Origin of the sequence: Limnohabitans sp. T6-5, assembly GCF_003063315.1 — a bacterium.
In the GTDB taxonomy this organism is placed as follows: domain Bacteria; phylum Pseudomonadota; class Gammaproteobacteria; order Burkholderiales; family Burkholderiaceae_C; genus Limnohabitans_A.
In genome coordinates this window covers 936,719-959,048 of sequence record NZ_NERV01000002.1, presented here as the reverse complement: position 1 = coordinate 959,048, position 22,330 = coordinate 936,719, and the positions used below count along the sequence as shown (strand labels likewise).

The window sequence follows — 22,330 nt, the reverse complement described above, 5'->3', positions numbered from 1 at the left end:
GGCCCTCGCATGCGATTCATTTTCAAAACCCAATACAACCAGGACATCACGCTGGCCAAGCATGGCGGTCATGTCTTTTGGTACAGCTTGCTGGCGTTGTTCCTGATCGCCGCCCCTTGGGTGGTGGCTGAATACTGGCTGGCGCAATTGACCTTTGTGCTGATTTACGCCGTGGTGGGCTTGGGCCTGATGCTGCTTGCGGGCTTTACCGGCTTGTTCTCCATGGGGCATGCGGCCTTTTTGGGCGTGGGCGCCTACACCGAAGCGGTGATGGTCAATGCCGGGGTCCCGTTTCCGCTGGCGCTGGTGTGCGCCGGGCTGTTCTCGGCCATTGCAGGTGTCATCGTGGGCTTGCCCGCGCTGCGCGTCAAAGGTATTTACCTGGGCATGGCCACTTTGTCCTTCGGTTTCATCGTCGAAGAGGGCATTGCGCGCTGGGAGCACATGACCGGTGGCAATGCCGGTTTGAGTGTCAACCCGCCCGCCATGTTGGGATGGACCCTGGACAGCACCGAAGAGTTTTATTTTCTCTGCCTGGTGGTGGCGGTGGGGGCCACGCTGGCCATCCTCAACTTGCTGCGCTCATCCACCGGCCGTGCTTTTGTGGCCATCCGTGATTCTGAAATTTCGGCACAAAGCATGGGCATTCATCTGGCCCGCTACAAGACCTTGTCGTTCGCCTTGTCGGCCGCGCTGGCGGGCATTGGCGGCGCTTTGTATGCGCACAAAATCCAGTTCCTCTCGCCCGACCAGTTCAACATCATCCAGTCGATTGACTTGCTGTTGATGGTGGTGATCGGCGGCTTGGGTTCGGTGCATGGTGCGTTTTTGGGCGCGATATTTTTGATCGTCATGCCCCAGCTGATTTCCATGGGCAAAGACTTTTTGCCTGCCGCCATTGGCGGTGCGACCGGCCTGCAGGGCACGGTCTACGGCATTGTGCTGATTGCCTTTGTGCTCTTTGAGCCCATGGGCCTGTACGGCCGCTGGCTCAAGGTGCGCACCTGGTTCCAGCTGTTCCCGTTTTACCGCCGTGGCATGTTCAAGCGTCAAAAATCCTTCCAGAAGTCGGACCGCCTCAAATGAACGACGACATCCTCCTTTCTGCTCAAAATCTGAGCGTCCGCTTTGGCGGTGTGTTGGCCGTTAACAACGTCAGCTTCGACGTCAAACGCGGCGAAGTCTTCACCCTGATCGGCCCCAACGGCGCGGGCAAGACCACCGTGTTCAACCTGATCAGCCGCATCTACACGCCCACCACGGGCACGATCGACTACGCAGGCCCCAAGGGCACGCTGCGCCTGACCGAGCAGCCTGCGCACAACATTGCCGGCTTGGGCATTGCCCGCACTTTCCAGAACATCGAACTGTTCGAACACGCCACCGTGTTGCAAAACCTGTTGATTGGTCGCCACACGCACCGCAAAACCGGTTTGTGGAGTGAGATGTTTTTCAGCAGCAAAACCCGTGCTGCCGAAATCGAAGCGCGTGAAAAAGTCGAAGAAGTCATCGACTTCCTGGACCTGCAACACCACCGCGATTCCATGGTCGCAGGCTTGCCCTACGGCGTGCGCAAAGTGGTGGAGCTGGCCCGCGCCCTGTGCACAGAGCCCAAGCTCTTGTTGCTGGACGAACCCTCGTCGGGCCTGAACGTCGAAGAGACCGAAGACATGGCCTTCTGGATTTCCGACATCCAACACGAGTTGGGCATTTCGGTGCTCATGGTCGAGCACGACATGGGCTTGGTGTCCAAAGTCTCTGACCGCGTGCTGGCCATGAGCCAGGGCCAGGAGCTGGCCACCGGCACGCCCAGCCAGGTGCAAAGCGATCCGGGTGTCATCGAGGCGTATTTGGGCTCGGTGGACGATGTGTCCAGCCTGCGCCGCGAAAACCACTCAGCGGAGGCCGCATGAACACCGCCGTGAACGAAGACAACATCGTCCTCAAACTGCTCAACGTGGAAAGCGCCTATGGCCCAATCAAGGCCATTCGGGGCGTGAGCCTGCAGGTGAAAGAAGGCGAAATCGCCACCGTGCTCGGCTCCAATGGCGCGGGCAAAACCACCATCTTGAAAACCATCAGCGGCATCATCGATCCGCGCAAAGGCTCGGTCGAATTCAAAGGCCAGAACATCACGGCGATGGACCCCGCGCACATCGTGCAACGCGGACTGATGCATGTGCCCGAAGGCCGCGAGGTCTTCCCGCTTCTGTCGATCCGCGACAACTTGCTGATGGGCGCTTTTACCCGCAACGACCGCGATGGCGTGGCCCGCGACATGGAAGCGGTGTTCAACTACTTCCCGATCTTGCGCGAGCGTGCTGCACAAGATGCGGGCTTGCTCTCGGGCGGCCAGCAGCAGATGCTGGCGATCAGCCGTGCCCTCATGGCCAACCCCGATTTGATCTTGTTGGATGAACCCAGCCTGGGCCTCAGCCCAAAGCTGACCAAAGAAATTTTCGAGATCGTCGTGCGCATCAACCGTGAGCGTGGCACCACCATCTTATTGGTCGAGCAAAACGCCAACATGGCGCTCAATGCCTCGGACTATGGTTATGTGCTCGAAAACGGCCGCATCGTGATGGAAGACAGCTGTGCCCGCTTGCGTGAAAAGGACGACATCAAAGAGTTCTATCTGGGCATGAAGGAAGAAGGCGTGCGTGCCGACCGCCGCTGGAAAAAGAAGAAAACCTGGAGATAAGAGATGAGCAACCTCTGGGACGCCTCGGGCATTGCGCCCAACAAAAACATCGTCATGGCGGGTGAAACCATTCCCGCGATTTTCTGGAACGCGGTGGCCGCTCGCGGCCCCCATGTCTGGATGCGCCAAAAAGATTTGGGCATCTGGCGCAGCTGGACCTGGAACGAAACCGCACAAGCCGTGCGCGAGATCGGCCACGGCCTGATGTCGCTGGGCTTTGAGGCCCACCACACCGCCTCCATCCTGTCGAACACCAACATCGAGTGGGTGCTCTGCGACCTGGCCGTGCTGAGTGCCGGTGGCGTTGCCAACGGCATTTACCCCACCGACGCCGCTGAGCAGGTGCATTACCTCAGTGATGACTCGGGCACATCGGTTTTGTTTGTCGAAGACGACGAGCAACTCGACAAAGCGCTGGCCGTGCGCGACAAATTGCCGCTGCTCAAAAAAATCGTCGTGTTCGACATGGACGGTCTGCGCGAGTTCCACGACCCGCAAGTGATCAGCCTGGACGACTTGCGCGCCTTGGGCCGTGAGCACCTGAAAGCCCATCCCGACATGCTGGTGCAGCGCACCCAGGCTTGCCGCCCCGAGGACCTGGCCATTTTGGTCTACACCTCGGGCACGACCGGCAAGCCCAAGGGCGCCATGCACAACCACCGGGGGCTGGTGCACAGCGTGCGCGGCTACAACACGCTGATCGCGCGTGATGAGACCGACGAGTGCATGTGCTTCTTGCCCCTGTGCCACATCGCCGAGCGCATGGGGGGCGAGTATTTCTCACTCTACACCGGTGCCAAACTCAATTTTGTCGAGAACCCCGAAACCGTGCCCGAGAACGTGCGCGAGATCGCGCCCACGGTGTTCACCGGTGTGCCGCGTGTGTGGGAGAAGTTTTATTCCGGCGTGATGATCGCGCTGAAAGAGGCCGGGGGCTTCCAGCAGGCAATTTATGCCTGGGCCATCGGTGTGGGCCAGCAGGTGGCCGACTTGGTGCTGGCGCGCAAGCCCGTGCCAGCGCATTTGAAGCTGCGCTTTCATTTGGCCCGCTGGCTGGCACTGAACAATGTGCGCAAGATGATCGGCATCCACCGCGCCCGCTTTCTGGTCACCGGTGCAGCGCCCATTTCGCCTGATTTGGTGCGCTGGTATCTGGCTTTGGGCTTGCCCATGCTGGAAGTCTGGGGCATGACCGAAACCTGTGGTGCTGCCACCGGCGTGCCCGCTGACCACATCAAGCCTGGCTCCATTGGCCCTGCCGCCGACTTCAACGAAGTGCGTCTGGACCCGGTGACCGGTGAGATCCTTGTGCGCGGCATCAACGTCTTCATGGGTTACCTGAACCTGCCCGAGAAAACAGCCGAGACCATCGACGCGGACGGCTGGCTGCACACCGGCGACGTGGGTGTGGTCGACGAGGAAGGGTTTTTCCGCATCACCGATCGGATGAAAGACATCATCATCACGGCAGGGGGCAAGAACATCACCCCGAGCGAGCTGGAAAACGAACTGAAATTCTCGCCCTACATCACCGACGCGGTGGTCATTGGCGACAAACGGGCTTACCTCACAGTGATCATCATGATCGATCAGGAAAACGTGGAGAAATACGCACAGGACAACGATGTGCCTTTCTCCAACTACGCCAGCCTGACCCGCGCTGCCGAGGTGCAAGACCTGATCCAAAACGAGCTCGAGCGCGTGAACAAGAAATTTGCCCGCGTCGAACAGATCAAGAAGTTCTGGCTGCTGGAGACGCAACTCACGGCCGAAGACGAAGAGCTGACCCCCACCATGAAGCTCAAACGCAAACTGGTTCAACAAAAGTACGCGCCGCAAATCGAGGCAATGTACCGCTGACCGATTCACTTTTCACTTTCAACAGGAGACAAGCCCCATGAAAATCAAACTCAGTCTGATCGCCGCGGCGATGGCCTTGACCGCGGGAGCGGCCATGGCCGAAACGCAAGGTGTGAGCAAAAACGAACTTGTGCTCGGCTCTATTCAGGATTTGTCGGGCCCGCTGGCTGGTTTTGGCAAGCAGGTGCGCTTGGGCATGATGCTGCGTGCCGATGAAGCCAACGAACAAGGCGGTGTCGGTGGCCGCAAAATCAAACTGTTGGTGGAAGACTCTGGCTACGACCCACGCCGCGCCGTTCTGGCGGCTCAGAAGCTGGTCAACCAGGACAAGATCTTCGCCATGATCGCCCACATCGGTACGGCCCAGAACATGGCCGCCATGCCAGTGCAGTTCCAAAAGAACGTGGTCAACTTTTTCCCCGTGACCGCTGCGCGTGAAATGTACGAGCCCTTCCACAAGCTCAAGTACTCGTTTGCCGCGACCTACTTTGACCAGATGCGCCAGGCTGTGCCTGCGCTGGTCAAGGAAAAAGGCGCCAAGCAAATTTGTGCCATGTACCAGGACGATGAATTCGGCCTCGAAGTGTTCCGCGGTGCCGAAGCAGGCCTTAAGGACGCCGGTGTGCAGTTCGCCGAGGTCACCACTTACAAACGCGGCGCAACAGACTTCGCTTCGCAGATGCAAAAACTCGCTTCTGCCAAGTGCGATTTTGTGGTGATGGGCACCATCATCCGTGAAACGATTGGTGGCATCGCCACAGCACGTCGTCTGGGCTTTAACCCGACCTTCGTGGGATCGAGCGCGGCCTACACCGACCTGATCCACAAACTCGGTGGCCCCGCCATGAACGGCTTTTATGCCACCATGACCGTTCAGCATCCTTACCTGGACGAGGCGGCTCAACCCATTCGTTTTTGGGCCAACAAGTACAAAACCAAGTTCAATGAAGATCCGACCGTGTTCTCGGTCTATGGTTACAACGCGTTGGATTCCTACCTGCGTGCGGTTGAAAAAGCCGGTGCCAACCTGACCACCGAAAGCTTCATCAAGGCCATGGATACGATGAAGCTGCCCCCCGACATGTTCGGTAGCCCTGAAATGACGTTCAGTGCCACCAAGCGTCTGGGCAGCAACATCTCGCGCATGTCACAGATCCAGGAAGGTCGCTGGAAAGTCGTGTCCGACTACCCGAAAGCCAAGTGATCCAGGCAGCTTGATGCTGCATGCAGCAAAAAAAACCGCCAGAGCCTGCGAGGGCCTGGCGGTTTTTTGTATGACTGCTTGATCCGGTGGGGTCAGTTTGGGTTGACCGACCGACGAGACGCTATTTGTAGGTCGGTGGCTTCAGCCCCGACAAGAGCCTGAGCCAAGCCCGCCCATGCCGGATCAGAAGGTAAGCGCTGCAACACCCATGAAAATTCAATCCTTAACGCAGCGGTAGCAAGAGAGGTGGCAGAGTAAACCATGCTGGTGACGCACTGTGATGGCTTTATCTGCTGCTGCTTCAGGCCATGGGCCGTTTGGCAATTCCCATCATCTTGGCCAGGATGCCCAGCATGACCTCGTCGGCACCACCGCCAATGGATGCGAGGCGGCCATCGCGGTACATGCGCGAGACCTTGTTTTCCCAGGTGAAGCCCATCCCGCCCCAGAACTGCAGGCAGGTGTCTGGAACGGTTCGGTTCAGGCGACCGGCCTTGAGTTTGGCCATGGTGGCCCATTCGGTCACGTCTTCGCCCGCGATGTAGTGCTCGCAGGCTTGGTAGGTCAGGGCGCGCAGGCTCTCTACATCGGCCTTGAGTTCGGCCAGCTTGAACTGCACCCATTGTTGGTCTGCCAAGGTTGAGCCAAAGAGTTTTCGGTCTTGCGCCCATTCCACTGTCCACTGAATGCAGTTGGTCAGCGACTGGAGTGTGCTGGCCGCGCACCACAGGCGCTCTTCCTGAAACTGCTGCATCTGGTAGATAAAACCCTGGCCTTCGGCGCCGATGCGGTATCGCTGAGGCACCCGCACTTCGTCAAAATAAATCAGGCCGGTGTCACTGCTGTTCATGCCTATTTTTTTGATCTTCTTGCCCACTTCAATGCCCGGCAACAGTTTGCCGTTTTCGCGCATGGGCACCATGACCAGGCTTTTGTTCTTATGGATGGGCCCTTCACCCGTGTTGACCAGCATGCACATCCAGTCGGCCTGCAGGCTGTTGGTAATCCACATTTTCTGGCCGCTGATCACGTAGTCGTCGCCGTCCTTGTGCGCCACAGTCTTGATGCCCGCCACATCGCTGCCCGCACCGGGCTCGCTCACGCCAATGCAGCCCACCATGTCGCCTGCAATGGCCGGGGCCAGAAATTGCGCCCGCAATTCGTCACTGCCAAAGCGTGCCAGCGCAGGCGTGGCCATGTCGGTCTGCACGCCAATGGCCATGGGAATGCCGCCGCAGTCGATGTGGCCCAGCGCCTCGGCCATGGCCATGCTGTAGGAGTAGTCGAGTCCCCCACCCCCAAAGGCTTCAGGCTTGGTCAGTCCCAAGAGGCCCAGATTGCCCATCTTCTTGAAGACCTCATGCGCCGGGAAGATCTCGGCCGCCTCCCACTCGTCCACATGGGGGTTGATCTCGGACTCGATGAATCGCTTGAGCGTGTTCTGAATTTCGCGGTGTTCGTGGGTGAATTGCATGGCGTGTCTCCAGGGGGGGTATCGAATTTTTTACAGTGCAGAGTTGGCTGCGCCGTCTCTTAAAAAAAGTTTCAAAGCCGAGTCAGTCAGTTCGTCCAATGTGGCGCGAGGCGCTGATCCGCGCGGCTTGGCCGATGCGTTGGGGGCTTCATACCATTGCACCGACCAGTTGAGCGCACCAAAAATCATCAGCCTGGCCAAGCTCACGGGAGCTTGCAGTTGGCCGCTGTCATGCAGCGCTTGCAGCACCGGAATCCAGGCGGCTTCGTAGTCGTCTTTGATGCCGGTGATGGTCTGGTGCTGTTCGTCGTTCAATGAACGCCATTCGTAGAGCATCACCGGAATGAAATCACTGTCAGGACCCAGCAACACATCGAATTGATTGCGGATCAGGGCGCGCAGTTGTTCGCGGGGTGATCGGTCTTGGCCTTGCCCTGCGCAGGCAGCCCTTTGCCGCTCGCTGGCCTGCTTCATGCCTTCCACCATCACGGCCAGCAGCAGGTCATGTTTGTTGCCAAAGTGATAAAAGGGCGAACCCGCTTGCATGCCCACCTGCGCCGCAATTTCGCGGGTGCTGGTAGCGTCATAACCCTTGAGGTGAAACAGGCGCGCTGCGGCCGCAATGAGAGCCTGGCGGCGGTTGCCGTCGTCGCGCTCGTTCTCGGTCTTGCGGGGGCGACCCCGCGCGCGTTTGGGTTCAGCCAGCTCAGTCATGCTTGCTTATTACTCATTTGTAGGAGCCAGCACTGCTGGCGATGAGCGAGCGTGATCCAGGGGTGATCGCTTGCAGGCAAGCTCCTACAAAAATCCAACATCATGTTCGCTGGCGACGGCACCTTCAGCGCCCCGCCAAACCCATGCTGCGCGAGATCACTTCTTTCATGATCTCGTTGGTGCCGCCGTAGATGCGTTGCACGCGGGCGTCGGCATAGGCGCGGGTGATGGGGTATTCCCACATGTAGCCGTAGCCGCCGTGCAGCTGCACGCACTCGTCCATCACCTTGCATTGCAAGTCTGAGCACCAGTACTTGGCCATGCTAGCTGTGGCGGTATCCAGTTTGTCCTGCAGCAAAAGTTCAGAGCACTTGTCCACGAACACACGGGCAACTTGTACCTCGGTTTGCAGCTCGGCCAAGGTGTAGCGGGTGTTTTGGTAGTTGCCTACGGCCTGGCCAAACACTTTGCGGTCTTTCACGTATTGCACCGTCCAGTCAATGGCTGCCTGCGCGGCCGCAATGCCGCCAATCGCGATTTGCAAGCGCTCCCAAGGCAGCTGCTCCATCAGGCAAATAAAGCCCTTGCCCTGCATGGCCGTGCCGCCCAGCAGCTGGTCGGCGCTGACCTTGACGTTGTCAAAGAACAACTCGGAGGTGTCTTGGGCTTTCAGGCCCAGTTTCTTCAAACGTTTGCCTTTTTCAAAGCCGGGCATGCCGCGCTCGATCAAGAACAAGCTGGTGCCTTTGGCACCTGCAGCCGGGTCGGTCTTGGCCACCAGAATCACCAGATCGGCGTGCCAGCCGTTGGTGATGAAGGTTTTGCTGCCGTTGATGAGGTAAGTGCCATCGGGCTGCAAGAGCGCGGTGGTTTTGACGCCTTGCAGGTCCGAGCCCGCAGCGGGCTCGCTCATGGCAATCGCGCCCACCATTTCGCCGCTGGCCAGCTTGGGCAGGTACTTTTGCTTTTGTGCTTCGGTGCCGTAATGCAGGATGTAAGGGGCGACGATCTCGCTGTGCAGGCCGTAGCCGATGCCGGTAAAGCCAGCGCGAGACAATTCTTCCATCTGCACCACCGAATACAGCTTGTCGGCATCCGAGCCGCCATAGGCTTCGGGCAGGGTCATGCACAAAAAGCCGTTTTCACCGGCCTTGCTCCAGACGGCGCGGTCTACATAGCCTTGCTCTTCCCAGGCTTCGTGGTGGGGGGCGATTTCCTTGTCCATGAAGCGGCGAAAGCTGTCGCGAAAGGCTTCGTGGTCGGCGGAAAAGAGTGTGCGTTCAATGATGGTGTCACCTTCAAGACTTGGGGGTTGGTATTTTCACAAAGCGTTTGCTTGGTAAAAGTCTATACTGAATGCTGAAACCCACAACACAGGGCAATCCCCCTGATGACACCGAGGAGACAGACCCCATGAGCGAAGCATTTGTTTATGACGCCATACGCACACCGCGTGGCAAAGGCAAAAAAGACGGCAGCCTGCACGAAGTCAAGCCCATCAGCTTGCTGTCGGGCGTCCTGCGCGAGCTGCAAAGCCGCAACCAGTTCGACACTGCGGCAGTGGACGACGTGGTCATGGGCGTGGTCTCGCCCATTGGCGAACAGGGCTCGGTGATCTCCAAAGTGGCGGCGCTGGCTGCGGGTTGGGACTGGCGCTGCTCAGGCGTGCAGCTCAACCGCTTTTGCGCCTCGGGTTTAGAGGCCGTCAACACCGCCGCCATGAAAGTGCGCAGCGGCTGGGAAGACCTGGTCGTGGCCGGTGGCCTCGAAAGCATGAGCCGCGTGCCGATTGGCTCGGACGGCGGCGCCTGGGCGCAAGACCCCGAGACCAACAGCGCCACGCTGTTTGTGCCGCAAGGCATTGGCGCTGACCTGATCGCCACCATGAGCGGCTTCACGCGCCACGATGTGGACGCCTTTGCGGTCGAGTCGCAAAAGCGCGCCACGGCCGCGCGAGCAGCGGGTTACTTCGATGGCTCGGTCGTGCCGGTCAAAGACAAGCTGGGCCAGGTCATCCTGGCGCAAGACGAATTCATCAAGCCCAGCACCACGGTGGAAACACTGGGCGGCCTCAAAGCCTCGTTTGAACAACTTGGCGCGATGGGCTTTGACGCCGTGGCCTTGCAGCGCTACCCGCAGGTCGAGCGCATCCACCATGTGCACCACGCAGGCAACTCGTCCGGCATCGTGGACGGCGCAGCGGCGGTGTTGATCGGGTCAGAGGCCGCTGGCAAAACCCATGGCCTCACGCCGCGTGCGCGCATCGTGTCGGTGGCCTTGTCGGGTGCTGACCCGACCATCATGCTCACAGGCCCCATGCCCGCCGCCCGCAAGGCGCTGGCTAAGGCGGGCCTGACGATTGACCAGATCGATTTGTTTGAGGTGAACGAGGCGTTTGCTGCCGTGCCCATGAAGTTCATGCAAGAGATGGGCGTGCCGCACGACAAGGTCAACGTCAACGGCGGCGCGATCGCCATGGGCCACCCGCTGGGGGCCACGGGCGCGATGATCATCGGCATCCTGATCGACGAGCTCCACCGCCGCAAGTTGCGTTACGGCATGGCCACTTTGTGTGTGGGCGGCGGCATGGGCATTGCCACCATCGTTGAACGCGTTTGATCGGGGAGACACCAAAATGATTTTGAAAACACTGCGCTACGAACTGGCGGACGGCATCGCCACCATCACCTTTGACGAGCAAGGCTCGCCGGTCAACACCATGTGCCTGCAATGGCAGGCCGACCTGACACAGGCGGCCGAGCAGGTGGCCAAAGACAAGGCATCTTTAAAAGGGGTCATCTTGGCCTCGGCCAAGTCCACCTTCTTTGCAGGGGCCGACCTGAAAGGTGTGATGCGCTCGCAAGCCTCGGACGGCCCGCGTGTCTTTGCCGAGATCGAAGGCATCAAGAAAGCTTTCCGCACCATCGAGACGCTGGGCGTGCCGGTGGTCAGCTGCCTCAACGGTACGGCGCTGGGCGGCGGCTGGGAAGTGGCTTTGATCGGCCACCACCGCATCGCCACCGCCAACCCCAAAACACAATTTGGCTTGCCCGAAGTCACGCTGGGTTTGATTCCTGGCGGTGGTGGTATCACCAAGATGACGCGGCAACTGGGCCTGCTGGCCGCGCAGCCCTATGTGCTGGAAAGCAAACTCTTTGGCCCCGAAGAGGCGCAAAAGTTGGGCTTGGTGCACGAGATCGTGGCCAGTGATGACGAGCTGCGCCCCCGCGCTTTGGCGCACATTGCGGCAGCCCAAGGTCAGCCCGAAGCCGCCCAACACCTGTGGGACCGCAAGGACTACAAAATGCCTGGCGGTACGCCGAGCAACCCCAAGATCGCGGGCATGCTGAGCGTGGCCCCTGCAGTGCTCAAACAAAAAACGCGTGGCCTCTACCCCGCCCCCGAAGCGGCGCTGGCCGCCATGGTGGAAGGCGCGATGGTGGACTTTGACACCGCCATGCGCATCGAAAGCCGTTACCTCGCTGGCCTCATGACCAGCCAGGTGGCGCGCAACATGATCAACACCTTCTTCTTCAACATGAACAGCATCAAGGGCGGCCAAAGCCGCCCCAAGGCTGCACCGCGCTACAAGCCCCAAAAAGTGGGCATCTTGGGTGCGGGCATGATGGGCTCGGGCATCGCGTATTCACAAGCGAGCCGGGGCATCGCCACGGTGCTCAAAGACGTGAGCGTTGAAGCCGCTGAAAAAGGCAAGGCCTACAGCCACAAGCTCACGCAAAAGCGCGTGGACAAAGGCCGCATGGCGGCTGACAAACAAGCGGCCCTGTTGTCACTCATCCAGCCCACCGCCAGCGCCGCAGACCTCAAAGGTTGCGACCTGATCATCGAAGCCGTGTTTGAAAACCGCGAACTCAAAGCCCGCGTCACGCAAGAGGCCGAGCCCATGTTGGCCGAAGGCGGTTTCTTTGCCAGCAACACCTCGACCTTGCCCATCAGCGGCTTGGCCACTGCCAGCGCCAAGCCCGAGAAATTCGTGGGCATCCACTTCTTCAGCCCCGTGGACAAGATGCAGTTGGTGGAGATCATTCGTGGTGCGCAGACCGATGACGAAACCATCGCCCGTGCATATGACTACGTGCAGGCGCTGGGCAAGCTGCCCATCGTGGTGAACGACTCGCGCGGCTTTTACACCAGCCGCACCTTCGGCACCTTTGTGATGGAAGGCGCGGCCATGTTGGGCGAGGGCATCCCCGCCCCCGTGATCGAAAACCTGGCCATGCAAGTGGGCATGCCCGTGGGGCCGCTGGCCGTGCTGGACGAAACGGCGCTGTCGCTGTCGGTGCATGTGCTGGACCAAACCCGTGAAGACTTTGCCAAAGAAGGCAAAACCCACACCGCCACACCCGGCGAACTGCTGGTTGAGCGCATGGTCAAAGAACTCAAGCGCCCCGGTCGCGCCGCAGGCGGTGGTTTTTACGACTACCCCGCTGGCCAGAAAAAAGTGCTGTGGCCTGAACTCAAAACCCGCTTTGAAAAAGCCGACGTGGCCTACAACCAGCAAGACATCAAAGACCGCCTGCTGTACCGCCAAGCCGTGGAAACCGCCCGCTGCCTGCAAGAAGGCGTGCTGACCTCGGTGCACGATGGCAACATCGGCTCGATCTTCGGCATCGGCTTTCCGGCTTGGACGGGTGGGGCGCTGCAATTCATCTACGGCCAGGGTGTGGATGCGTTTGCCAAACGGTGTGCTGAACTGGCCGCGAAGTATGGCGCGGGGTTTGTGCTGACGGCAGAAGTGATTGACAGCTTGAAGCAGCACCAGCCGGTGTATTGAGCCTCAAGCCTGAGAAGGCGTGCACGAAAAAACGCAGCGCTTGGGGGACCAGGTGGCTGCGTTTTTTGATGAGGACTGTGAAGGCTGTTGCGGGCTAATCGGATCGATCTTTTAAAGAGTTAAATGCTTTGTTGGAAATCGGGCGACTAATTAACCACTTGCACCGGTCGTTCAGACAATAACGACGGGCATAAATCTCGGTAGCGACCTGAAAGGTCGTGTATAAACTGGTTGCCTTGACCGAGCTACCGTGGTAGTTCATTTTCGCTCTATCAGAGCCGACGGCCAGAACAAAAAAATGAACATATTCATATCTGAAAAATGTACGGTTGACGAGGTACGTGCATGGGACATGTCTGCTATCCGGGGGGTTCGATTAACCCGAGGTTCAAGTTTTGAACCAGGCGCGCATGGACTTGCGTTGGCCAAGCTTGCGAGCCACGTTAAAGGCGAGCTTGAGGTGCAATGCTCCTTTGCTGAACCCGAGACTTCAAATGAATTCGAGACGACCTTGCTAAGTGGGGCATTTGGCATATCGCTCATCAGACATGCAAAGCAGATTACCTTTGGACCTAGCCATAACCCCGCGTCAGATAAGCTGGGAGGGAACCTCGCTCGTTTCTATCGCGAGCGGGGTGGGCTTTTGGGAATGGGGCAAAACTGTTCCCTAGTCTGCGTAGATCCTGGACACAGTCTGCCTCCAAAACTCAGAGCCTATGCTCGCCATGAGGACAGAGACTTTCCGTTGGACCGAAGCGGCTTTCACCAATTGCTCTCGTCCATGGCTCAGCTTCTTGGGTTTCACTATTTTTTGAATTCGTCAACGGTCTCTGACCTTACGTCATTCGTCTTTGAGTGCTTCGTCAACTCCCAAGAACATGGCCAGTCGACCCTTAGCACAAACAGCGTTGCGCGGCAGGGAGTGCGTGCACTGATGATGGACAAGGTGGTCATCAAGAGCACTACCAAGCACAATTCGCTGTCTGAGGAAATGCAGAAGTACATTGCGCGCAGCTCAGAAGCTGCTGGCGGGAAATTGGGCTTGGGTCTCGTGTGCATGACTGTGGCCGACCAAGGTGACGGCATCCAGCACACCCTGCCGCCTGACACGCCCAATGAGACTCCGATTCAACGCTTCGCAAGAGCATTCACTGCGGACGTCACACGAAAGCCTAAGGGTGATATCAAACGGGGTCGTGGGCTATCAAATGCATTGTCGGCAGCTCACCGGATGCGTGCTCGTATCGAAATTCATTCCTCCGGTGTGCACTTCGTTCAAGATTTCTCGTTGGAAGATAGCGAGTATCCACAACTAGATGTAGCTGCCATCGTTGAGGACCCTTCAACAAAAGGGTGTGGAACTGTGGTTTCGATCTGGGTGCCAGAGTTCGAGTCTGGGCTGGATCAGCGCGAGCTCTTCGACCGAAAGAACCTTCTGCCAGTCGCATGAAGACCTTTGTATATACGGATGTCCTGTCGGATCTCAATGACCTTGAGACCTTACTGACTGCATTGAATGAGCGCGAACTACATGAGTGCGACAGCATTCTGATTTATGTCGACGGCCCTCAATGGGTTCACGTGTCCACTGAGGATCTTCCTTTGGCCGACGAAGTAGTCGTCGCACGTAAGCAAGCGCGTGAGCGTGTTCCCAACAAGGTGCTTTACTTTGCACCTAATCCCTCTTGGCTATCTGGCCGAGATGCACACCCCTTGACGGTTGGTCGCTTAAAGCCAGTCCGCATTAGCTACGAGAATGATCAAGCGCATGTTTTTGAGCCGCTGGCGAAGGTCGAATTAGACGACTTGATAGAGCAGGCCATGTGCGCAGCTGTCAGGGATGGCTTGGCACGCAGCATTGTTCGAGCCCCAGCCGGTGCGCATTTTGAACTCCCTTCACAAGCGCACGCCTCTCACTTCATCAGACTCTCAGAGTCGTTCGATTGCATTGATTCAGTCCAGCGCACTGCCTATTGGATAGCGGTCTCGTTGATGGCAAATTTGGAGGACGACGAGAGTCCGCCAGACCGCACGATCCTAGTTGATCACCCAAGCATGCTTTTGCTAGGAACGCACGTCAATCTCGTCTACGGCGGAAATCGTAACGTTCTCGCGCTGAATGGCTACCCAAATGAGTCCGCTTTACGTGCAGCTGCTTCTCGACTCTTAGAAGGAGTTGTTGGTCCGGTTACCGCGGTGATTGGCATTGCCTCAACAGGTAAGTTGGCGAAAATTCTTAAGGAGCTTGCTGGCGACAAAGAGGTCGAGTTAGATTTTTGTCTGGCGTTCTCGGCTGTCGACATTCCTGACGGGCTGAAGCCGCTTGCTCATTTGCCTTTGGATGGGTATGTGCACTCAGCTGACGCTGCGAGCTGTAGCATGTGTGGCCCGGACCGACGAAAACCCATCAAGATCCAAAGCAACTCTTTTTTTGTCAGCCTTGCGGATGACAAAGATATCAAACTGCCAGAGAACTACTTTGTCCTTCAGCGCCCATTTCTCGATACATATGGCGTTGTCGAGGGAGCACTTAGAGTTCATTTTGACGAAGCCAATGAGGCGTTCCCACGCCACCATGCGTACGGTATCGACGTAACTAAACTGCTCACACATGGTGGGTTCTCCGCTGAAGTCCACAGTAAACTGGACTCGCTGAATCCCAAGCCCGATTGGGTCCTCATCCCCAGTCACAAGGCCAGTAGGCTGCTGCGTGCGACCATAGCAGCGTGGCGAGACATCCCAGTCATGGAGGTAGGTGAGTTAGATAGCGCGAAGTTAGAGGTGTCTAAGAACCCGGTGGTCCTGGTCTTCGACGACAAGGTGATCTCTGGGCAGACTATGAGAGACCTAAATTCTGAGCTACGAAGAACGCGGGAGACACTCTGGAAGAAGCTCGCCCATGTGCACTTCTTCGCGCCGATCGTGACCACCCCATCGGAGGTTGAATTAAGCTCAATTCGCAAGGGACTGACCACTCGACACGCGTGGACAGCGACTTGGCATCAACTTTACTGGATTCCGTTGCCAACTTGGCACAAGAATGATGAATGCCCATGGTGCAAAGAGCAGCAGTGGTTGACTACGCTAGCGGAAAAGAGTGATAGCTTTGACAGTCAGCTTACCCTCAGAAAAGGGGTGCTGAGCACCAAGGAGGATCTTGGCGCGATGCACTGCATCGCGCCAGCTCCCGCAGGGCATCAATGTCCGCCTTTGGCGGCTGGCTCCGTAGCTGGGGATGAGGGCTCCACCCAACTTCAGGTTTTGATTGCCACGGCAAGTGCTGTACAGCAACGTAGAACAGCTGTCGTGGACCCTCTGGATCCCCATTCGTTAACGAACCCCACTCGCATGGATGGTTTCGTTTTTGAAAACGCTTATACGGAGCCACTCATCGCTTGCTCGATACTGCGCGCGCTCAAGCCTGATGAGGTTTCGACCAGCATGATTGCTTTTCTAGCACGCGTGCTCCGCGACCCCAATACTCACGCTGGTGCAGGGGCTTACCAAATTGAGCTCGCCATCGCACTGCTTGCTGGAAAGCTGGGAACTTTACACGACATTGGTTCAGCCTGGGAGGTCTTGAGGGCCTACGGGGTAAGCGAGGAAAGCCTAAAGGGCTTGGGGTTCGTCAAAGCAGCAATCGAGCCAAAATTGGCGACTGGCTAGTTGGGCCATTTAAGTTCACTCTCTGTTATCAGCCGTTCTGACACTAGGGTCGGCTTTGTTAGGTTTGACGAGTCATTCCTCGGTGAGGATTGTCGACTTCAAAATCGAGTCACCCCTCAAATCAACCGCTGCTGCAGCGAAGCCTCACCCAGCGGCCGCAGCCTTGCATAGTCCAGCAGCTCCGCCAGCCTTGCACCTTTGCCCTGCCACTCATACACAACACCCTCGCCCAGCAGCACGTAGTGCCAGGGCGGACCGCCGCGTTGTTCTTCGCTCAGGTTGTTGATGCGTTCACACCACGCCAGCGCGGCTTTGAGTTTGCGCTGCACGTTGGGGTGAATGGTTTGTTCCTGGCCTTTGGTTTCGACCAGGTACACCGCACCCGCGGTGCGCACCAGAAAGTCGGGTGAGTAGAAGGCGGGCAGGCCGTCGTCTTTCACGTAGCGCAGGCGGGCAAAGGTGTGGCGGTTTTCGCTGATCTTGCAAAACGCCAGCACTTGCGTGTCGGCTTGCGCCCAGTGGATGAAGGCGCGCTCCAGCCCGCCGTTGCGGCTGGGCCAGCCCAGCCGGGTGTAGATGCATTTGGACACTTCCAGCGACGCACTCTCGCGCACCATGAGCTTGGGTACTTCGCTCAAATGCCGCAGATGCACCTCGGTTTGGCCTGTTGTGTGCTTTTCTTCCGATTCGAGCAGGCCGACGGCAAACACTTTGGTGATGTGGTCCACCACGGGCTGCAACAGCAGCAAGCGCCAGTTTTCATCTTCCAGCGGGTTGAAGGTGCCAGCAAACAGTTGCGTCCAGACGTAGTCGTCAATCCAGCCGGTCAGCTCGGCGGTGTTCACTTGCAGATAGGGCTTGGCCAGGTGCGTGGCGATCTTGTTGCCTTTGGGCAGTGGCTCGCTCAACGCCTGGCTGATGCGCCGCGTCAGGCGCGATAGGTAATCGTTGTAGCCGCTCACGTTCATCACCGCACCGTCCACCCGGTAGTCGCCAAACAGCGTGGCGCTTTGCAGGTCTTGCGAGACAAAGGTGTCGCCCTTGCCCAGCATGCCCTTGAGCTGGTCCGCCGCCATGGCCGTGAAGGCTGGCAGGGCAGTTACGTCGATCTGGTTGTGGTCGCGCAGTTCGTCGGCTTCTTGCAGGATGAACGGGATACCGAAGTCAAAGGCTTCAAAGTCTTCGCGCAATTCAGCGGCGATCACGTCACCCGTGGCCGAGCTGCCGTCCCCGTCGTCATCGCCTGTGGTGCCCGCCAAGCCTTCGTTGATCAGTTCATCATAGAAAGACTGAAACGCCGGGTGTTCCACGATTGACAGCACATCGAGCAAGCTGCCGGGTTCTTTGCTGGCCTCGATCAGTTCGCGGTTTTCGCGTTTGATATCGTTGTATTCGGCGTCGCGCCACATCAGGCGCAGGCCACGCCCAATGGTTTGCTCCAGCAGAATTTGCGCCTGGCTGGAGCGCAGGGGCACGATGACGCAGATGTTGTTCACGTCAAAGCCTTCGCGCAGCATCAACACGCTCACGATCACACGCGGTGTGGCGTGGTGGTCCACGCTAAACAGGCGTTCGCGCACAGGGGCCCAGTCTTTTTCGCCCAGCTCGGCCTTTTTGCCCGAGTCGATGGTCATCACCTCGTCTTCGCTCAGACCTTCCTGGTCGCGCAAGAACTCGGCCACCAGCGGTGACACGGTGGTGTCTTCACAGACCACCAGCATCTTAGGGTGGCGGTGCGGATCAATGGCGGCAAAGTCTTTTTCGAGTTTGCGTAGCTTGGCCAAGCCTGCCCTCAGCATCACGCGCTGGCCTTCGCTTAGAGCCGGGTTGCCCGATTCATCGCGCTCGGCCTTGAACTCCAGCGGCAATGCGCCGATTTCCTTGCGGCGGTCCAGCACCAGCGACTTGACCAGCCCGGCGCGCATGGCGCTCTTCAGGTCAAAGTCGGTCACGATGTGCGGAAAGAACACCTTGCGCTTGATCTTGCCCGAGCCCACATCGTTGTAGGGCGTGGCCGAAAAGTCCACCTGCACAAAGCGGCGGCCCTTGGTCTGGGCGATGCGGCTCAGGCTTTTTTGCCATTCCACCTCAGTGGTCTCGCCTTCACGCTTGAACTCGTGGATGTGGTGTGCCTCGTCGTTGAACACCATCAGCTCGGGTAGTTGCGCCAAAAACTCCAGCACATTGCCGCGTGCATAGCGGCGGTCCAGCACGTCCAGGCTGTTGCCCGTGGCGCGTCCGGGTGTCAGCGGCAGCACCTGGGCCACCACGTCTTGCGGGTCCAGCGGTGCGCCCAGTGTTTCGACTTCTTCAATGTCTTCCGTCACATCGCCTTCGGCCAGCAGGTGCCAGTTGGTGATGGCGATCATGCCGTTGCCAGTGGCTTTCAATCCGATCTCGTTCTTGCTGCAGACGTTGCCCCTCACAAAGGCAAACACCGATTCGCGGTGCGCCTCGGGGATGAACAGGTCGGCAAACTTGGCCATGTCGGAACTGGCAAAGTCACGCGAGCCGTTGCCACCAGCGACCAACTTGCCGCAAAACGCATCGAGCAAACGCTCATAAACAATCAGGCCTGGTGCCACCACCATGAACTGACGGGTAAATCGCGGGTCGTCCATGCCATCAGCCAGTGCGGCGGTTTTGTTGAGCAATTGCCAGATCATCAGCGCTTGCAGCACCCAGGTCTTGCCCGTGCCCGTGGCCATCTTCAGGCAGTACTTGGGGTGGCCGTGTTTGTCGGCCGACACTTCGTTCAAGCGCGTGCCTGTCAGCAGCGCATCGGGTGCGGCGGCGCGGTACAGGTCCAGCAGCGTCCAGCGCTCAAGGTCAGCGCCCAGCACCTCGTGCGCCACGATGGCGTTCAATATGGCCTGCTGTTGTCCGGCATGGAAGTTCAAACCACCCCGGGCCATCACCATGTCTTCGCCAAACCACCAAGCCAGCAGGTCGGCCGTGGTGGGGGTGACCAGTTCTAGAATGTCCGCTGCACCCGATTCTAGGCCTAGGCAGAGCTGATTCGTTTTGGCGGTCAGGCCTGCGGCCAAGGCCAGTTGATCTGAATCTGATTTCATGATGCGTCAGAGGCAGTCAGTGTGTGGCCGGGTACCACGAATACATCGATTTCTGTCGCCCGTACATGTCGGCTTGCTGGGCGGTGAGCGGCCAAACCTGTTGCTGGTTTGTAGACATCCAGACCACGCCCCAGTTTGAACAGCACGCCATGGTTCAGTCGCAAGTACCGGTCATGCAGACCGTTTTCTCGTCGCAGTGTCAGCGCCACACCAAACTGCTGAAACAAGTCCTTGGCCACTTCGTCCAAAACACGGTTTTGCTGGGCGATCATTTCGCCGTCAAGATGGGACGTGACGATCTCAATGGCTTTGGGTTTGGCGGCTTCTGCCACATGCATGAGGAACTCTTGCACGTTGCGCAGTTGGTTTGCCTTTGACAGATGAGGGTCAATCAAAGACAGCTGTAATGCACCCTGCAAGAACCGAGATTCAAAGAGTTTTTCGTACGACCAACCGATCGAACCTTCTTGCAACTGCAAACGACTGATGCACACCGTTGCGGTCGTCTGTACCTCATTGGCCCAATCTGCGCTTTCGTACATAACGAATAAATCAGATGCAGCCTTGTTTGTCGTGGCAATAGGTGTATTCGCGCTGTGCTGTGCTGACTTTGTGGATTCCACGACAAGTGTTGGACTCTTTGGCATGACGGTTCGGAATCTTTCTAAGGTCCCAAGCAGCTCATTGTTGATGCCTGTAATTGCAGCGGTGGCTTCTTCCGTTTGACCGGTCAGATGCAAGGTGGCTGCTGCCAAAATGTTGTCTGCCGCTTGTTCCAGCAATACATCGACACTGTCCAGGGCATCGCGTGGTGCTGCCTTTGCTTCGGCCAGCAAAAATTCACCGAAGCGGTGACTGCTTTCTTTCAAATAGCTTTGCAGCGCGTCGGTCAATAGCGACTTGACTTCGCGGTAGAAAGATTTGATTTGCTCGTTTTGGCGAACGGTCGTGCCGGTTTCCCAGATGTCCGCCACTAACCTACGCTTCTCAGAAATTCGGTCGGCTACGCTGTCAGTCACGAAATCATCCAGCAGTTGCTGCACTTTGCGCTCTTCAATCGCGATCATTTCCTGGGCGTTTTGCATGGAGCGCTCCAGCACCCCTTTCAACTTGCCTGAAACGTCCAAAGGCACATTGGTTCCCAGCTCCAGACGCTCAGATATTTCTTCGCTGTTTTTGGACAGACGCAAAAGTGCTTCTTCAAATCGCTGAGCATAGTTCGAGAAAAGAGCTGTCCGGGTATCCAGCAACTGTTGCACTCTAGGGAAAATGAGACTTGCGGTGGCACCCTGCAAGCCAGACAAATGCCCCCAACCACCGTATCGTCGAGTTTTCCAATGACGTCCCATGTCGTCAGATTCAATGGCCGAAAGAGGCTGCTCGGCCAAGGCTGTAATCAGGCTCAGTAAGACTTCATCGCGCTGGGGTTGCTCGCTCAAACGCTCTGTCATGAGCTGGATTTGTTGCTCAACAGTCCGGGCAAACCCTTTGCGAGCCTCCCCAAATTCACCGTGAAAGGTCTTTAGCTTTTGTTCAGCCACCTCCTTGTTCTGGGTGATCTGAAGCGATTGCAGTTTGTTTTGAAGTACGGACTGCAATTCCAACAGCTGATGACTGGCACCTTTGATGATATTTTCGGCAGTCTGTGCCAAGCGTGATTCTGTGGACAACAGTTTCAGAAGATCTGCTTTCAATTGATCTACGCCACCCGGGTCTGATGGGGTAATTACAAACGGCAAATTCTTTTTTTCTTTCCAATCCCGGTGCAGGCGTGCGGATGTGAAAGCAATTGGCACTTCGCCCAATTGCTCCTGGTAGCGGTGTAGGCTGCCGTCTTGTTCCAAGTCTTTCAGCGTTTCGGAAATTTCCCGTGAAATCTTGATTCGTTCACGTGCGATGCAGTCGGCAATCGATTCAGGGTCTTCGTCGTTGTCCTCGGCTTCCGCAAGTACTTTGTTGTAGGTTTCGTCAATTTGCGTCACCACCACAATCAATTGCTTGACAGTGCCTTTGCGCAACAAAGAGAGCAGGAAGTCTTTTTCGGACTGACCATAGGAAGCGCCAGATTTGGTCAAAAACAGCACCGCATCCACATCCGCGACAACCCTTTCAGTCAGGGTCACTCGGAATCGCTCCGTATCGTCCAGGCCGGGCGTGTCAATCAACAGTACGCCTTGATCCAGTATCTCTGCTGGGGCAGTGATGTCGATGCTGTCCACAAGGCAATGCAGCGGGCTGCTTGCAGTGGTGTACTCCTTGAGCTTGCGCCGAAAATCAGTAGTGGCTTTTTTGGTCGATTGCGCTGGCAGCTCCAGCGTCACAGTGTGGCCACCCTCTCGTACGTGTTCCCTCTCTAGCCCTTGTAGATCAAAAACCGTATCTGGCTCACCTTCCTTGTTTTTCTTGGGAATAGAAAAACTCACCCAGCTGCGTACCCGATGAACATCAAGATGTTTAGGGTCATCGGTGTGTAGTTTTTTGAGTTCATGCCACCTTGTCTGGTCCACAAACCTGATGTTGGCCCTCACGTTTGAACCGTGCTTGAACGTGGTCACTGCCGCAGTCTCTGGCAATGTACCCTCGCTGGCCAGTCGGTTGTTCAGCAACTCGTTGACGAAAGACGACTTGCCCGCCTTGAATCGGCCCACCACAGCGACCTTGAACTCGCCGGGTACTTGTTGGCTTTCCAACAATTGCTTCAGTGCATTGGCACTGCGCAGACATTCCTTGCCAATGTTGGCCACTTTGATCGTTGCTCGACTTTGCAATCCACCCTGTACTTGTTGCAAATGCGAAGACAGGTCTTGAATGTCACGTCGAAGCTGTTTAGGTGCTTTCATAT

14 protein-coding genes are annotated in these 22,330 nt (G+C 57.5%); 9 read left to right on the top strand and 5 right to left on the bottom strand.

The window, feature by feature from the left end; all coding sequences use genetic code 11:
* Positions 1–9: 9 nt before the first annotated feature.
* From B9Z51_RS10270 to B9Z51_RS10250, 5 genes are read left to right on the top strand one after another with little or no spacing between them, the layout of a single operon-like run.
* On the top strand, positions 10–1,086 hold the full coding sequence (locus tag B9Z51_RS10270) for a branched-chain amino acid ABC transporter permease (protein WP_108374240.1): 1,077 nt from the start codon (positions 10–12) through the stop codon (positions 1,084–1,086).
* Positions 1,083–1,913 (top strand): ABC transporter ATP-binding protein, encoded by an 831-nt coding sequence (locus B9Z51_RS10265; protein ID WP_108374238.1) that lies wholly within the window; start codon positions 1,083–1,085, stop codon positions 1,911–1,913. Before B9Z51_RS10270 ends, B9Z51_RS10265 begins: the two co-directional genes overlap by 4 nt.
* The gene (locus B9Z51_RS10260; protein ID WP_108374236.1) at positions 1,910–2,701 is read left to right on the top strand and encodes an ABC transporter ATP-binding protein; all 792 of its coding nucleotides are present in this window, start codon (positions 1,910–1,912) and stop codon (positions 2,699–2,701) included. Before B9Z51_RS10265 ends, B9Z51_RS10260 begins: the two co-directional genes overlap by 4 nt.
* A gap of 3 nt (positions 2,702–2,704) precedes the next feature.
* Positions 2,705–4,561: a long-chain fatty acid--CoA ligase gene (locus B9Z51_RS10255; RefSeq protein WP_108374234.1), complete on the top strand. Its 1,857-nt coding sequence runs from the start codon at positions 2,705–2,707 to the stop codon at positions 4,559–4,561.
* 37 nt (positions 4,562–4,598) lie between these two features.
* Complete coding sequence (locus B9Z51_RS10250) at positions 4,599–5,765, top strand: ABC transporter substrate-binding protein (protein WP_108374232.1); 1,167 nt, start codon at positions 4,599–4,601, stop codon at positions 5,763–5,765.
* A 301-nt stretch (positions 5,766–6,066) separates the two neighbouring features.
* On the opposite strand, the gene B9Z51_RS10245 is transcribed toward B9Z51_RS10250, so the two are convergent.
* The 3 genes from B9Z51_RS10245 to B9Z51_RS10235 all read right to left on the bottom strand — a co-directional run bounded on the left by B9Z51_RS10245 (position 6,067) and on the right by B9Z51_RS10235 (position 9,241).
* Positions 6,067–7,239, bottom strand: a complete 1,173-nt coding sequence (locus B9Z51_RS10245; protein ID WP_108374230.1) for an acyl-CoA dehydrogenase family protein — start codon at positions 7,237–7,239, stop codon at positions 6,067–6,069.
* Positions 7,240–7,269: 30 nt separating this feature from the next.
* The gene (locus tag B9Z51_RS10240; RefSeq protein ID WP_108374228.1) at positions 7,270–7,953 is read right to left on the bottom strand and encodes a TetR/AcrR family transcriptional regulator; all 684 of its coding nucleotides are present in this window, start codon (positions 7,951–7,953) and stop codon (positions 7,270–7,272) included.
* A 124-nt stretch (positions 7,954–8,077) separates the two neighbouring features.
* On the bottom strand, positions 8,078–9,241 hold the full coding sequence (locus tag B9Z51_RS10235) for an acyl-CoA dehydrogenase family protein (RefSeq protein WP_108374226.1): 1,164 nt from the start codon (positions 9,239–9,241) through the stop codon (positions 8,078–8,080).
* A 68-nt stretch (positions 9,242–9,309) separates the two neighbouring features.
* On the opposite strand from B9Z51_RS10235, the gene B9Z51_RS10230 reads away from it, so the two are divergent.
* The 4 genes from B9Z51_RS10230 to B9Z51_RS10215 all read left to right on the top strand — a co-directional run bounded on the left by B9Z51_RS10230 (position 9,310) and on the right by B9Z51_RS10215 (position 16,414).
* The gene (locus B9Z51_RS10230) at positions 9,310–10,572 is read left to right on the top strand and encodes an acetyl-CoA C-acetyltransferase (protein WP_108374224.1); all 1,263 of its coding nucleotides are present in this window, start codon (positions 9,310–9,312) and stop codon (positions 10,570–10,572) included.
* Positions 10,573–10,594: 22 nt separating this feature from the next.
* Entirely contained in the window at positions 10,595–12,748 is a 2,154-nt protein-coding gene (locus B9Z51_RS10225) for a 3-hydroxyacyl-CoA dehydrogenase NAD-binding domain-containing protein (protein WP_108374945.1), read from the top strand.
* A 781-nt stretch (positions 12,749–13,529) separates the two neighbouring features.
* Positions 13,530–14,198, top strand: coding sequence for a hypothetical protein (locus B9Z51_RS18825; protein WP_233254904.1), 669 nt, complete (start codon positions 13,530–13,532; stop codon positions 14,196–14,198).
* Entirely contained in the window at positions 14,195–16,414 is a 2,220-nt protein-coding gene (locus tag B9Z51_RS10215; protein ID WP_108374220.1) for a hypothetical protein, read from the top strand. Before B9Z51_RS18825 ends, B9Z51_RS10215 begins: the two co-directional genes overlap by 4 nt.
* A 116-nt stretch (positions 16,415–16,530) precedes the next feature.
* Here the strand turns inward: B9Z51_RS10215 and B9Z51_RS10210 are convergent, their stop codons facing one another.
* Positions 16,531–19,488: a DEAD/DEAH box helicase family protein gene (locus B9Z51_RS10210; RefSeq protein WP_108374218.1), complete on the bottom strand. Its 2,958-nt coding sequence runs from the start codon at positions 19,486–19,488 to the stop codon at positions 16,531–16,533.
* The gene (locus tag B9Z51_RS10205; protein ID WP_108374216.1) at positions 19,485–22,328 is read right to left on the bottom strand and encodes an MIT C-terminal domain-containing protein; all 2,844 of its coding nucleotides are present in this window, start codon (positions 22,326–22,328) and stop codon (positions 19,485–19,487) included. The genes B9Z51_RS10210 and B9Z51_RS10205 overlap by 4 nt, the downstream gene beginning before the upstream one ends.
* Between the last annotated feature and the right edge of the window lie 2 nt (positions 22,329–22,330).

Coding starts and splice junctions, on each gene's coding strand:
- B9Z51_RS10250 (WP_108374232.1), top strand. CDS start 4,599: ATGAAAATCAAACTCAGTCTGATCGCCGCGGCGATGGCCTTGACCGCG.
- B9Z51_RS10270 (WP_108374240.1), top strand. CDS start 10: ATGCGATTCATTTTCAAAACCCAATACAACCAGGACATCACGCTGGCC.
- B9Z51_RS18825 (WP_233254904.1), top strand. CDS start 13,530: ATGGCTCAGCTTCTTGGGTTTCACTATTTTTTGAATTCGTCAACGGTC.
- B9Z51_RS10255 (WP_108374234.1), top strand. CDS start 2,705: ATGAGCAACCTCTGGGACGCCTCGGGCATTGCGCCCAACAAAAACATC.
- B9Z51_RS10240 (WP_108374228.1), bottom strand. CDS start 7,953: ATGACTGAGCTGGCTGAACCCAAACGCGCGCGGGGTCGCCCCCGCAAG.
- B9Z51_RS10215 (WP_108374220.1), top strand. CDS start 14,195: ATGAAGACCTTTGTATATACGGATGTCCTGTCGGATCTCAATGACCTT.
- B9Z51_RS10245 (WP_108374230.1), bottom strand. CDS start 7,239: ATGCAATTCACCCACGAACACCGCGAAATTCAGAACACGCTCAAGCGA.
- B9Z51_RS10205 (WP_108374216.1), bottom strand. CDS start 22,328: ATGAAAGCACCTAAACAGCTTCGACGTGACATTCAAGACCTGTCTTCG.
- B9Z51_RS10230 (WP_108374224.1), top strand. CDS start 9,310: ATGCTGAAACCCACAACACAGGGCAATCCCCCTGATGACACCGAGGAG.
- B9Z51_RS10260 (WP_108374236.1), top strand. CDS start 1,910: ATGAACACCGCCGTGAACGAAGACAACATCGTCCTCAAACTGCTCAAC.
- B9Z51_RS10265 (WP_108374238.1), top strand. CDS start 1,083: ATGAACGACGACATCCTCCTTTCTGCTCAAAATCTGAGCGTCCGCTTT.
- B9Z51_RS10210 (WP_108374218.1), bottom strand. CDS start 19,488: ATGAAATCAGATTCAGATCAACTGGCCTTGGCCGCAGGCCTGACCGCC.